Below are 12,769 nucleotides of genomic sequence, written 5' to 3' on the forward strand. Positions count from 1 at the left end.
ACCCTTACGCATATGAAAAAATCAGAGATATATTTCAGCATTGCTTTAGACGAAAACCACGTACCGGAAGCCATTAGCTGGCGCGCCACCGATGCCGGCGAAAAGATCCACTTTGCCAAAGCCATTAACATCGCCCTCTGGGACCGCCAGGAACCCGGAACCATGAAGATCGACCTCTGGACGAAGGATATGCCGGTTAATGAAATGAAACGCTTTTACATCGATACGATCGGGGCCATGGCCGAAAGTCTGAAAACGGCTACGAACGACGAAGTAATGGTAACAAAAATGCGCGCGCTGTGCGAGGAACTGGTACAGCACGTAAACCAGCAGCCTGAGTAGTAATCAGCGGTGAGTTAATAAATAGCGATTTGGTTTTATTAACTGGCGTTTAGCAATTTTGTTGAGGTCCCCCTTTGGTGGGGGTAGGGGGAGGACAGGAGAATTATCTGATCATGTTTTAAATAACGTAAAAATCCTCCCCCTACCCCCTCCAAAGGGGGACTTTTCTCTTATTGACGTAAAATCAGTTATTAAGCAAAACGCTACGGTTTTAAAACAAAAAAGCCCTGCTTTCCGGCAGGGCTTTTTTGTTTATATCGGTTTAGATTAGCGGCTGGCCATCTGATTTCCGGCAGATAGGGTCGCATCATCGTCGTTATCTGCCAGGTTGTCTTTCTCAACCTTGGCGGTTGGCTGGGACAGGTAGCCGCCCATGGCATAATCTTTATCTAATTTATAGTAGTTCGGGCGGTTGCCGTAGTATTTGGAATATTGTTCCGTGCTTAACAGGTTTTCCAGTTCCTTATCCCGGTCTTTGCAAACGCCTTTGCAGTCGTTGTCGATCTGATTCGGGTCGCCGCCTTTGGCTTCAATGGCCATCATACGGGTAACTTTATCCAGGTTAATGGCGCGTAAGGTGCGGGCCTGGTAATTGTTCAGTTTTAATTCCCGGATCATCTGATCGGTGAGGTAATTTGCCCGCTGACTGGCAGAAAGCATTTTTTTAGGTGCAGGTGCTGCTTTGGTTTCCCCCGATTTTTTATCAGCGGCTACGGTAGCAGAATTATTATTGGCTTTTTTATTCGTTCCGATCCCGGCTTCCACAGCAATCGTGTGCAAAGCAGAAGCGAAAACCAGACTTGACATTACCAGCATCTTTTTCATAAAACCCTTTCTTTACTGTTGATTCGTATGCGTTTTTCCTATAACTGAGCTTTTCCCAAAAAAGTTTAATTCCTTTTTTAACGAAGTACCATTTTTCCGTACAAAGCCGGAATGAAGGTGAAACATAATCAATTATACGGCCACCGGCGGCAAAAGTATAGTAAAAGGCTATGTTGTTACCAGAAAAACGAACCAAGATGAAATTTAGTACTGGTTATTCTCCAATATTTTAGCCCCTGCAGAGCATTTATACAAACCAATTATTCAGCAAAGGCTGGGCCTCCCGGAAGATCTTCCCTTTAATAATTACTTTATCAATAGTATCCGAACCGAAGGCATAAGGCATGTAAGCATAGCTCGGGATTTCCTGGGTAATGAACACGTTGCCTACTTTGCCCTTAGCGATGCTGCCGTGCGTTTTTTCCAGTCCCATGGCGTAAGCAGAATTAATGGTTACCGCGTTTATGGCTTCTTCCGGCAGCATTTTAAGTTTAATACAGGCCAAAGAAAGAATAAGCGGAATGCTGCCCGAAGGACAACTACCTGGATTATAGTCGGAGGCCAGGGCCAACGGCAAACCGGCTTCAATCATTTTACGGGCAGGCTGGTACGGTAATCCTAAAAAGAAAGCCGCGCCCGGCAAAAGGGTAGGCATGGTTTCGGAAGTTTTTAAAGCGGCAATCTCCGCTTCGCCAACGTGCTCTAAATGGTCTACGCTAATGGCATTGTTGGCAACCCCTACCTGAATTCCGCCGGAGGCCGATAGCTGGTTCGCATGGATTTTCGGACGAAGGCCGTACGCCAGACCGGCTTTCAGGATCCGGTCCGTTTCTTCGGGCGTAAAAAAGCCTTTGTCACAGAAAACGTCGCAATAATCGGCCAGACCTTCCGCTGCCACCTGAGGGATCATTTCGTTTACGATCAGGTCGATATACTCTTTGCGGTCCTGGTATTCTTTCGGAATGGCGTGTGCGCCTAAAAAAGTAGCTTTAATTTCGATCAGGTTCAGGGCTTTCAGGCGTTTCACTACCCGCAGGATCTTCAGCTCATCCTTTACCGTGAGGCCATAGCCGCTCTTGATCTCAATGGCGCCCGTACCCAAATTAATCACTTCGTGCAGGCGGATCATAGCACTCTGGTAAAGTTCTTCTTCCGAAGTTTCCTGTAACCTCTTGGCCGAATTCAGGATTCCGCCGCCGGCAGCTGCAATCTCTTCGTACGTTTTGCCCTTAATGCGATCCACAAATTCCTGTTCCCGGCTTCCGGCATAAACCAAATGCGTGTGCGAATCGGCAAAGCAGGGAAACACCATCCGGCCCGAAACATCCATTTCATCGATGCCATTGTAAAAACGGCTGTCGAGTTGCCGGTATTCTTCCATGGTGCCGAATTCGGCAATTAACCCGTTCCGAATAATAAGAAAGGCATTTTTTATAGTTGGTAACTGAGCCATATCCGCACCAGCCACCCAGCGGCGGGGTGTGGTTTCGGTTTGTACCAGTTCTTTTATATTGGTAAGGATCAGGTTCATTCTTTTTTAGTGATTAATGATTAGTGAATAGTGATTAGTAATTGTCTTATAAATACACCTGTCATCCTGAGCGCCAGCGAAGAACCTCGTTGGCTCCCAGTAGAAGCACCAGAAATACCGGTAATACTAAACGCCGACAAGATGTTTCGCTACCGCTCAACATGACATCTTTTTTATTTAGATAGATTATTGATGTTAAGGAATTCAAATTTAGCTTAAGTGAAAACAAAAACGGTATAGTTTTCTATAAAAAACTATACCGTTCCATAGTAAGGATCGAGATAATATCATCCAGTAGATCAGGAAAAACTAATCACTAATCATTATTCACTAATCACTAATTTAAAACTTATTCTTCCACATCATGCTTTCAACCGGTACTTCGGTTCGCTCGTTGTATTTGGCATTGGATTTTGTGTTGTACAGGTTCTCGATGCCGCCTTTCACTTCGAAATAAATAAGCTGGCCGATCGGCATGCCGTAATAAATGCGTACCGGTTGGGTAACCGAAATTTCCAGGGTCCAGGTGTTGCAGAAGCCCACGTCGCCTTTACCGGCGGTAGCATGAATATCGATACCTAACCGGCCTACGCTCGATTTTCCTTCCAGGAAAGGCACGTGCGCGTGGCTTTCGGTGTATTCGTGCGTAACGCCTAAATAAAGGGTATTCGGTTGCAGCACAAAACCTTCTTCCGGAATTTCGAAAACCTCAATCTTGTTGTGTTTGCGGGCATCGAGTACGTGATCATTGTAAGTAGCCAGGTACTTGCCTAAATGCACGTCGTAGGAATTAGTGCCCAGGCAGCTCCGGTCGAAAGGTTCTACCACAATGGTGCCTTTTTCCATTTCGGCCAGTATTTGCTTATCGGTTAAAATCATAGGGAGGGTTATTGAAAATAGCAGGCCATAAAAGCCAGAAAGTAAAGTGCAAAAATACAAAAGCCAGCTGATTTCGCTGGCTTTTTAAAAATTTAAACTACCCGTACCCGGGCTTTTTTTACCAGCACCCATTGGTCGCCGTTCAGTACAATGGTGCCGGGGGTGTCGTTTTGCAGGCGGGTTCCGGAAGTTAGATCTCCTTCGATCTCGCAAACCGGCAGTAAGTACAATTCCGGGTTCTCGAGGGCAAGCTTCTGCTGAGCCGGATTGTCTACAAATTCGAATTGCCCTTTCTTCTGGTTACTTTCACTGAGTTCCAGGGTAAATAAAGAGCGGCCGGGCACAAAGCTCCGGTTCAGTTCGTCGTTCCAGAAAAAACCGTGGCGGTCCGGTTTGGAAAGGAAGTACGTTACGGCAGCGTTATCAATATCAGCTGAAAATTCCTCCGGAGCTTCATCCCCGGAGGTGCCAACGGCTAAAGAATGACTGGCATAAGCCCGGGAATCTTCTTCGTCGTTATCTAATTCATCTTCCGTTTCTACTTCCGGATAATTCGTTGCTGGAGTATTTCTTTCTGAAATGGCCGTTACCCCAGCAGCTTTAGCAACCGGTTCAGCGACTTTTACTTCCGGTTCCAGAAAAGCGGTTTTCGGCAGGTCGTAAGGTTTTGGGTGGGTAGAAGCTAATTTTTGTTCCAGTACCGCGTTTTTGTGCAGCAATTCATCCATCTGGGCGTAAAGGCCTTCCACTTCGCGGGTTAAATTATCGAGCTGTTTTTTCGTGGCCGGGTCCGGCGCGCCGCTTTGAGCAGGCGTTACAATGGCTGCTTTTACCGGCTGGCTGCCGTCGCGTTTCTGATAATTGTTTACCACAAACGATCTTAAGCCAGGAATATCCTTGAATTTAGTTGAAGCGGCCAGTGCCAAAGCGCCTAAACTGAATAACAGGCTCATCCAGCTAAGCCAGTCGCGGCGCGGTTTGTTTTCCTGGAAAACTTCTTCCGGCGTAGCATCGGTATTGATCACGGCCTGGCTGGAGTCGGCAGCGGCATCGCCGGCCACGGTGGTGGTGCGGGCGTTTTTCTTTTTTACGATCGGGTCGGCGCTTTCCGGAATAACAGAATCGGAAGCAAAGATGCCGCGCGGTTTGCCGGCTGCATCCACAAACTGGGCAATGCCTTTCTTGTTGATCTGCTGCAGCGAACGGATCAGCTGGATCTTGTCATCTTTGGTCAGGCTGCTGATGAAGAATTCGAAATCCTTGTTGATCAGGATGTCGTTCAGGCCTTTCTCAAACGTAGCCAGGTCGTGCTTTCCTTTGCCGAATTTGTTTTTGAATCTTTCCGAAACGTCGTTATAGTTCAGGAACAGGGTCTTGAACTTGGCGTTTCCTTCAAAATCGTCGAAGGTTTTTCGGGATTTGAAGTCGGCTTGCGTAGGCGGGAATTTCTTGCGTGGGTATTTCCGGTCGTACACAAATTCAATGGTCCGGAAATTTACCTTATCTACAGTCTGGTCGAAAAGGGCTTTGTTTTTTTCGTTTATGTTCTGGTCCTGAGCCGAAGCCGTGTTCACCAGTAGGGTCAGGAAAGTAAAAAGCAGTACTAACTTATTCATCGGGTAATTAAGCAATAAAGTTTGCGGGCGCTTGTTTGTTTTCGGGTAGATCTTCTAAAGTATGCTCTCTGAAAAACGGTAGCTTTTTAATTAAAAAACCGAAAGCTTAGGCATTCAGGTGGTGGATCTCGGCCAGGGCCGCACGGTTTGCCGCCAGGTATTCATCGGCAACGGCATCGGAAATGGCCGTAGAAACGAACAGTGTTTCGTATTGCGAAGGGGCCAGGTAAATGCCTTTTTGCAGCATACTGTTAAAATATTTACCAAATAAAGTCAGGTCGGAAGTTTTTGCCGAAGTAAAATCGGTAACCGGTTGCGGGGTAAAGAAAATGCTGAACATAGAGCCTACCTGGTTGATGGTGTAGTTCAGCCCAAGTTCCTGCAGATTTGCTTTCATGCCGTTCACCATTTTATCGGAAATGCGGTTCAGTTCCGGATAAAGCGTTGCGGCGTTTTCGTTCAGGTGACGGAGCATCGCCAGACCGGCCGCCATCGCGATCGGGTTTCCGGACAAAGTACCTGCCTGGTAAACCGGACCGGCCGGCGCCACAAAATCCATAATTTCCCGGCGACCGCCATACGCACCTACCGGCATGCCGCCGCCAATAATTTTACCCATGGTGGTCATATCCGGCATCACGCCGAACAGTTCCTGGGCGCCGCCGCGGCTTAACCGGAAACCCGTCATTACCTCGTCGAAGATTAGTACAATGCCCTCTTTGGTACACAGATCGCGCAAGCCCTGCAGGAAACCTTCGGCCGGCGGAACCAGACCCATATTGCCCACCACCGGTTCAATAATAATGGCAGCTACCTGGTTTTTGGCCAGATCTACGGCGGTTTTTACCGCTTCCAGGTCGTTAAAAGCAACCGTGATCGTATCCTGGGCTACGCCCTTAGTAACGCCTGGGCTATCCGGTACGCCCAAGGTAATGGCGCCGCTGCCGGCCGAGATCAGGAAAGAATCGCCATGGCCGTGATAGCAGCCTTCAAACTTGATGATCTTGTCGCGGCCGGTAAAACCTCTGGCTACGCGAATAGCCGACATAGTAGCTTCCGTACCGGAATTCACCATGCGCACTTTCTCTACCGAAGGCACCATGTCAATGATCAGCTCAGCCATTTCCACTTCGCGGCGGGTTGGAGCGCCAAAGGAAAAGGAGTTCGGCAACGCCTCTCGGATCGCTTCTTCAATAAAATCCGGCGCGTGTCCCAGGATCATCGGTCCCCAGGAATTGATCATGTCCACGTAGCGGTTATTGTCTTCGTCGGTCAGGTAAGCGCCTTTGGCCGATTTCATAAAAATAGGATGCCCGCCAACTGCCTTGAAAGCCCGAACCGGTGAGTTTACGCCACCCGGCAGCAGCTCCTGAGCCCGTTGAAACAAAGAATCGGAAGTAGAAATAGTATGTTTTTGCATGAAAATTCAGGTAATAATTGAAAACCAATCAGAACCCGAAATTAGTACTAAAAAACCGGATGGAAAATAAGGGCCTTCAACTTTGTAATAATTCCGGCATTTAAATTAAGTTTTTTGGAAGGCTTATGCCCGGGAAGCTCTAAAGATAGGACTGTTTCATTTTCATTATCGCTGGTTCAAGTTTGAGCGAAGCGGGAACTTGGACCTATCAATAGCCTGAAGTTTATAACTTCAGTGAGGCGACAGCCTCAAACGGGACTGTTTTTGCAAAGGCAAATCGGTAGCCTTAAGGTATTCTGGGTTGCTTTTCAATTTTTGGCAGCCATATTGTCTGAACACGATTTTAAGGATTAAAAAGACAGACAGGATTTTATTTCAGGAAAGAATTAATTCGAATGCAGGAGGTGAGTAAGTTCAAAAATAGAATATTGCTATTTAAGCTCTAAGAATATTTTAAAATCTCTTTTGAGTTTCATTTACTTCAGAAGTTTCTCCTGACCTGTATTTTCCCAGTTTCTTCTTCTGCTACAAAACCGTAATTCTTTTGGTGAAAAATCAGGGGAATCATTTAATCATATAAATCATAGTTTAGACAAAAAAATGGCCCGCCAAAATGACGAGCCATAAGAAAAGATTATAACCTTAGTGCCGTTATTTAACCACCTGATTCACCAATACCAACTGCCGGTTATCGAGTTTCAGGATAGGGACGAACTGGTTATCGTTGGCGGTGCCGTAACCAAAACCCGGAGTGAGGGCGCCGGAAACCGTACCCATTTGCGGTAAAAAAGTATTGAATTTCGGGCCGTAAGCGTGTAAGAGGTTGCCGAAATCGTACAGCATCTCAAACCCGGAATAAGCGTAACTCGAAGGCGGTATATTGAAATCGGTCAGATATTCCCGGCGGAAATTCCGGACGGCCGGCGATCCCGGATTCCGGTAGCCCGGGTAAATAAAGTGGATCTCCAGGTCGTCGAGTTGCGCTAAGCTGATTTGCGGAAGCTCGAGCCAGCTTGCTTTGGCCATTACCGGCAGCTTCGGATTCTGGCTTTCTACCTGGCTAATGGTAGCAAAAGCGGCCGGCAGGTTTTCCGAAACCATGAGCAGGTGCCCGAAGGGTTTCAGGTCCACATTCTGGTAAATGGCCATCACGTTCGGGTTCTTTACGGTATTGATCTTTTTATAGAGCTTTACCGTTCCTCCGCGCGCTTCGAATTGTCTGCGGTAAGCGCGGGCAAAAAGCGTATCGTCTTTGGTGTTTTCGAAAAGGATGGCAGCAATTTTCGGCTCGAAACTATCGTAAGCGAAATCCGCTGCTTTCTGGGCCTGGGTGGTTATAGAACTCTGGTACAAAAACAGGTTCGGGGTGTTCTTTACCAGTTCAATATCGTCGGAAAGCGGGTTGACTACGTTTACCTTGTTTTTCTGGGCAAAGTCAGCCGCCTGTTTTGCCGTAGCTTTATACACCGGCCCGATCACCAGGTCCATGCTTTTCAGCTCGGGCAGGCGAAGCGTTTTACCCACCGTTGCGGTATCGGAAGAAGCTTCGTAAGCAAACAGGTTTACTTTAATGTTGTTTTTGGCAAGCGAATCCTGGGCCAGTTTCATGCCGGCGTACAGGTCCGCGGCAAACTGGTTTTTGCGACGGGTAGAAGCATCGGCATCTAAAGAAAAAGGCAGCAGCACGGCTACGTTGTATTCGTCTTTTTTACGCCCGGTGGCCAGTTTTGCCGGATCGAAAACCGACCGGTCGAGGTTGAATTTCCGGGTCAGGTTTTCCAGCGTAGTGCGGTCTTCTTCGGCGTACCAGCCGGTAGCCAGTTTTTCGGCATACACCCGCGCCAGTACTGCATCGTCGGGGAACTGTAGCAGCAGGGTTTTGAAACGGTTCTTATCACCCAGTAAACTTAAGTAGGAACGTTCCAAAGCTTCGGCATCGGCCCGGATAAAATCGGACTTTACGATCTGCAGGTTGGTTAAGGCTTTTTCGTAGTTTTTCTGATCGAAGGCAATTTTAGCAATCAGGTAATAGGCTTCTTCAATATTTCCCCAGTCCGGCGCCGTGCTGATGAGCTGCTGCAGCATGGCACTTGCTTCCTGAACTTTATTAGCCTGCAAAGCCGCTACCGCATACAAATAACTCGCTTCGGCCTTCCGCGCTCCGGTACCGCCCGGATTGGTAAGCGGCAGGAATTCGGCCATGGCCAGGTCGTATTTCTTCTGGTCGAGCAGCATCCGGCCGTTCTGGTAGCGGGTATCTTCCGGCGCAGTTTGCGCCCAAACCGGACTGCCATTCAGTAAAAGTGCTGCAAATGCGGCAGAATAAAGGAATTTCTTCATATTAAACTTCTTGCAACTCTCAGCTCCAAAATTGCGTGAACAAATGGTATAGTTTTCGGCTCAAAAACCCTGATACTTTTACAAAAATACTAAATAATGATCGGGCCGGGCATAATAATTCCGGAATCGGGAACCAAGTGAAACGAAAAATTTGGAAACAAAGCTATTCGAAACCGCTTCATTTCCAAATTTTCTAATTTCCACATTAGCACATTAAAAAATTAGCACATTAAAATGCTTATTCCCACTCAATGGTTGCCGGTGGTTTGGAGCTGATGTCGTACACCACGCGGTTCACGCCTTTTACTTTGTTGATGATCTCGTTCGAAACATCAGCCAGGAAGTCGTAAGGCAGGTGCGCCCAGTCGGCAGTCATGCCATCTACGCTGGTTACGGCCCGTAACGCTACTACGCGCTCGTAAGTTCTTTCGTCGCCCATAACGCCCACGCTTTGTACCGGCAGCAGCATGGCGCCGGCTTGCCAAACTTCGTTGTATAGGCCGGACTTTTTCAGGTTTGAAATAAACACATGGTCTACTTCCTGTAAAATAGCTACTTTATCCGGGGTGATGTCGCCCAGGATTCGGATCGCTAAACCAGGGCCAGGGAACGGATGACGGTTCAGGATATTTTCGTCGATGTGCAGGGTTTTGCCCACTAAACGAACCTCGTCTTTAAACAAGGTTTTCAGCGGTTCCACCACTTTCAGTTTCATGTAATCCGGCAGGCCGCCTACGTTGTGGTGCGATTTAATGGTTACCGAAGGACCGTTCACCGAAACTGACTCGATCACGTCCGGGTAAATGGTGCCTTGGGCGAGCCATTTGGCGTTTTCAATGCCGTGCGCTTCGGCGTCGAAAACATCGATAAACGTTTTACCGATGGCTTTGCGCTTTGCTTCCGGATCGGAAAGGCCGGCAAGGGCATCGTAGAAACGTTGTTTGGCATCTACGCCTTTCACGTTCAGGCCCATGTGCATGTAGCTGTCCAGCACGCTTTCGAATTCGTCTTTCCGGAGCAGGCCGTTGTCTACAAAAATGCAGTGCAGGTTCGGGCCGATGGCCTGGTGAATGAGCATGGCCGCCACGCTGGAATCCACGCCGCCGCTTAAGCCCAGAATTACTTTATCGTTGCCGAGCTGGCTTTTCAGGTCGTCTACGGTGCTTTGTACGAACTGGTCCGGGGTCCAGTCCTGGGAGCAGCCGCAAATGTGTACTACGAAATTGCGGAGCAGGGTTTTTCCTTCGGCCGAGTGGGTTACTTCCGGGTGGAACTGGATGCCGTAGGTTTCTTCGTCCTGAATTTTGTAAGCGGCAACCTTTACGTTCTCGGTAGACGCCAGGATCTCAAAATTATCCGGAATTTCTTTAATGGTATCGCCGTGGCTCATCCAGACCGTAGAACCGATGGTGATCTCTTTCATCAGTTTGTCGGAGCCGTGCACTTCAGAAAGGCGGGCGCGGCCGTATTCCCGGATGGTGGAAGGAAGCACCTCACCGCCTTGCTCGTGAGCCAGCAGCTGGGCGCCGTAGCAAACGCCTAATACCGGCATGTGGCCAAGAATATTGCCTAAATACGGGTTCGGGTGGTCGGCATCGCGCACCGAGCAGGGGCTGCCGGAAAGAATTACGCCTTTCACTTTCGGAGAGATAGGCGGGATCTTGTTGTAGGGGTGGATTTCGCAGTAAACGTTGAGTTCGCGGACGCGGCGGGCAATGAGCTGGGTATATTGCGAGCCGAAATCGAGGATAAGAATTTTTTCTGGCATGCGCAAAGGTAATAGAAGCGGTTGGTTATTGCCAAAAGTAGTTTAATATTTTATTTCAATTAGGGTAGAAGGCTGTTTGGTTTTTCTATGGGAAAAGCTTACCGTTTAGCCGGCAATAGCCCTGAATAGGTAGGTATCAGCCTGGCTGTAAACGTAAATATCCGGTTATATCCGGATATTTACGTTTAATTAACACGATTAAAGTTGATTTAAAGCCTGGAAAAGCAATTTCGTAAAAGTTGAGCCAGCCTTAAAAGTAAAGGCTGGTAGCCTTATTCCGGAATTTTTGGCTTGTGCCAATTTTATTTTGAGAAAATAAAAGATCTCAGGCAATAAATTTCACCCTTGTTTTAATTACAGATCGCAAGGAGGGTGGTTTTTTTAACAGAATAAGGCCAGGGATTTTGATAATTAGGTGATGCCTGTTATCTTGCTTTTGGCAAAGCCACGGCCCTGCTTATTCAATTTAAAGAAAAAAGGCCCTTGCCCGGCTAAGAATAACTACGGGTATAGTGCAGATAAGCGTAGTAGTGTTGTTTATACAGTAGTTAGCAGTAAGCTCAACCAAGAAAAGTGATTATCTAAAAAGTATGCTTAAGGAAATAATCGATAATTATGAAAGCTTTGGAGATGCTTTAATAACTGAAGTTCGATATAAATCAGATTACGATTATACCGGCCAACCGGAAGGAAGCACTGATTTGGTAGAAATTAAAATAAGTTGTTTTAATAAAAACCGAGACTACGAAAGAGAATCAATCCAAATCATTTGCAATGATATTGTACATTTTAATTTCAAAAAGTACGGAGGAATGGTTAATCAGGCCTTATTGAAAGAAGACGACGGAGTATTCACATTAGATTTTTACCCAAATCTCAAATCAAATTCACAGAGTGATGGATTAGTTCTTCAAGAAAATTTATCCTCTGAATGTATTATAAAATGTAGATTGGTTGAATTCAAAACTTAAAAAAAACCTACAGCTAACCACACCTATACGGCAGCTTCGCCGCCGCATAGCTTAGTACGTTAGCCATAAGTAGAAATTAAAATGGATAATATCATTTCAGGAATTAGAGTTAGCCAAAGAGTGGTATTAGTGACCACTAAGGAAACAGGAATTACTTTATCTTCCAGTAAAATGCTATCTGAAAATTGGGTTGAAAAATTTACTGTTAGTCTAGATGATTCAGAGAAAATAGAGAGAGTTCGTATTTCAGATGTATTGATAAAAGAAAAAGTATCTGTCCAAGATTACTTTAAAAGATTAATCAGAGATATACAATCACCTGACGAAAGAACAAGAGAATATGCCTCAGAAGTACTCTGTAACTTTATTGAATTCAATTCTGCAGGTTTTGACTTGAATTTACTTAAATCAGGAGTAGAATCAATAGTGAAGCAACTAAGAACGGAAAAGAATTCGGATGTTGAGTTAAAACTGGCAGAAGGCCTTTTTGAGTTTGTATGGTATGGGCAATTACAAATGGAAGAAGAGATAAGCCTTTTGGAAAGATTAACTGAAATTGACTCCTTTCACATTTGGAACTACATGAATGATGAAGATTATATGAAAATTTCAAAGGTGAAACAGTATATAGAAATGAATAAAAACAAGTGGCAGTCCAGGTATGATAACATTTACAAAAAATAAAATACCTGTGGCTAACCAAAGCTAAAACACACTAAAGCGTGCTTTAGCCCAGACGTTAGCCATAATAAAATGAATATTAAAAATTCTCATTGGGACAACTCAAAAATTACAAAAGTTATCTCATTAATAATTTATTGTAGCTGGTGGGTTTACGCGTTTGATTTCCTGTATAATAAGGATTATGATAATAATTATGCTGAAGCAACTGCTTCAATGGAAGTAGGCTTGATGTCTCTTTTTATAATAGTAGCTTATACTATAGGATTTTTAATTGCAGCAATAAAGGAAAGAAAAAGCAAGAAGTTGTATTGGAACATAATTTCCATACTTATTATACTTCTTATTCCTGTTGGAGGTATATTCTTATTTGAGAACTTATAAAAGAAAAATTAC

The 12,769-nt window shown here is 45.9% G+C and carries 11 protein-coding genes; 4 read left to right on the forward strand and 7 right to left on the reverse strand.

Features of this window, described 5'->3' with window-relative positions; all coding sequences use genetic code 11:
* The first annotated feature begins 12 nt into the window (after positions 1 to 12).
* Complete coding sequence (gldC, locus tag F0P94_RS01490; RefSeq protein ID WP_150901928.1) at positions 13 to 342, forward strand: gliding motility protein GldC; 330 nt, start codon at positions 13 to 15, stop codon at positions 340 to 342.
* A 267-nt stretch (positions 343 to 609) separates the two neighbouring features.
* Here the strand turns inward: gldC and F0P94_RS01495 are convergent, their stop codons facing one another.
* The 7 genes from F0P94_RS01495 to guaA form a co-directional block, all read right to left on the reverse strand.
* On the reverse strand, positions 610 to 1,167 hold the full coding sequence (locus F0P94_RS01495) for a hypothetical protein (RefSeq protein ID WP_150901929.1): 558 nt from the start codon (positions 1,165 to 1,167) through the stop codon (positions 610 to 612).
* A 247-nt stretch (positions 1,168 to 1,414) separates the two neighbouring features.
* Positions 1,415 to 2,698 (reverse strand): imidazolonepropionase, encoded by a 1,284-nt coding sequence (gene hutI, locus F0P94_RS01500; protein WP_150901930.1) that lies wholly within the window; start codon positions 2,696 to 2,698, stop codon positions 1,415 to 1,417.
* A gap of 342 nt (positions 2,699 to 3,040) precedes the next feature.
* A complete protein-coding gene (gene dcd, locus F0P94_RS01505; RefSeq protein WP_150901931.1) occupies positions 3,041 to 3,577 on the reverse strand; it encodes a dCTP deaminase in 537 nt (178 codons plus the stop codon).
* Positions 3,578 to 3,669: 92 nt separating this feature from the next.
* Positions 3,670 to 5,193, reverse strand: coding sequence for a hypothetical protein (locus tag F0P94_RS01510; RefSeq protein WP_150901932.1), 1,524 nt, complete (start codon positions 5,191 to 5,193; stop codon positions 3,670 to 3,672).
* Between the two features lie 106 nt (positions 5,194 to 5,299).
* Positions 5,300 to 6,613, reverse strand: coding sequence for a glutamate-1-semialdehyde 2,1-aminomutase (gene hemL / locus F0P94_RS01515; protein WP_150901933.1), 1,314 nt, complete (start codon positions 6,611 to 6,613; stop codon positions 5,300 to 5,302).
* A gap of 651 nt (positions 6,614 to 7,264) precedes the next feature.
* Positions 7,265 to 8,953 (reverse strand): ABC transporter substrate-binding protein, encoded by a 1,689-nt coding sequence (locus tag F0P94_RS01520; protein ID WP_150901934.1) that lies wholly within the window; start codon positions 8,951 to 8,953, stop codon positions 7,265 to 7,267.
* Between the two features lie 238 nt (positions 8,954 to 9,191).
* Positions 9,192 to 10,721 carry a glutamine-hydrolyzing GMP synthase gene (gene guaA, locus F0P94_RS01525; RefSeq protein ID WP_150901935.1) on the reverse strand — a complete coding sequence of 510 codons (1,530 nt, stop codon included), beginning with the start codon at positions 10,719 to 10,721 and terminating at the stop codon, positions 9,192 to 9,194.
* Positions 10,722 to 11,311: 590 nt separating this feature from the next.
* On the opposite strand from guaA, the gene F0P94_RS01530 reads away from it, so the two are divergent.
* The 3 genes from F0P94_RS01530 (at position 11,312) to F0P94_RS01540 (ending at position 12,757) form a co-directional block, all read left to right on the forward strand.
* Positions 11,312 to 11,692: a hypothetical protein gene (locus tag F0P94_RS01530; protein WP_150901936.1), complete on the forward strand. Its 381-nt coding sequence runs from the start codon at positions 11,312 to 11,314 to the stop codon at positions 11,690 to 11,692.
* Between the two features lie 81 nt (positions 11,693 to 11,773).
* Positions 11,774 to 12,376 carry a hypothetical protein gene (locus tag F0P94_RS01535; protein ID WP_150901937.1) on the forward strand — a complete coding sequence of 201 codons (603 nt, stop codon included), beginning with the start codon at positions 11,774 to 11,776 and terminating at the stop codon, positions 12,374 to 12,376.
* Positions 12,377 to 12,445: 69 nt separating this feature from the next.
* Entirely contained in the window at positions 12,446 to 12,757 is a 312-nt protein-coding gene (locus tag F0P94_RS01540) for a hypothetical protein (protein ID WP_150901938.1), read from the forward strand.
* The last annotated feature ends 12 nt before the right edge of the window (positions 12,758 to 12,769 follow it).

The organism is Adhaeribacter soli, from assembly GCF_008727925.1.
Taxonomy (GTDB): Bacteria; Bacteroidota; Bacteroidia; order Cytophagales; family Hymenobacteraceae; genus Adhaeribacter_A; species Adhaeribacter_A soli.

Excerpts from the sequence above, each read along its gene's own strand:
- F0P94_RS01530 (WP_150901936.1), top strand. The coding sequence starts at position 11,312 with ATGCTTAAGGAAATAATCGATAATTATGAAAGCTTTGGAGATGCTTTA.
- F0P94_RS01520 (WP_150901934.1), bottom strand. The coding sequence starts at position 8,953 with ATGAAGAAATTCCTTTATTCTGCCGCATTTGCAGCACTTTTACTGAAT.
- F0P94_RS01495 (WP_150901929.1), bottom strand. The coding sequence starts at position 1,167 with ATGAAAAAGATGCTGGTAATGTCAAGTCTGGTTTTCGCTTCTGCTTTG.
- hutI (WP_150901930.1), bottom strand. The coding sequence starts at position 2,698 with ATGAACCTGATCCTTACCAATATAAAAGAACTGGTACAAACCGAAACC.
- F0P94_RS01510 (WP_150901932.1), bottom strand. The coding sequence starts at position 5,193 with ATGAATAAGTTAGTACTGCTTTTTACTTTCCTGACCCTACTGGTGAAC.
- guaA (WP_150901935.1), bottom strand. The coding sequence starts at position 10,721 with ATGCCAGAAAAAATTCTTATCCTCGATTTCGGCTCGCAATATACCCAG.
- gldC (WP_150901928.1), top strand. The coding sequence starts at position 13 with ATGAAAAAATCAGAGATATATTTCAGCATTGCTTTAGACGAAAACCAC.
- hemL (WP_150901933.1), bottom strand. The coding sequence starts at position 6,613 with ATGCAAAAACATACTATTTCTACTTCCGATTCTTTGTTTCAACGGGCT.
- F0P94_RS01535 (WP_150901937.1), top strand. The coding sequence starts at position 11,774 with ATGGATAATATCATTTCAGGAATTAGAGTTAGCCAAAGAGTGGTATTA.
- F0P94_RS01540 (WP_150901938.1), top strand. The coding sequence starts at position 12,446 with ATGAATATTAAAAATTCTCATTGGGACAACTCAAAAATTACAAAAGTT.
- dcd (WP_150901931.1), bottom strand. The coding sequence starts at position 3,577 with ATGATTTTAACCGATAAGCAAATACTGGCCGAAATGGAAAAAGGCACC.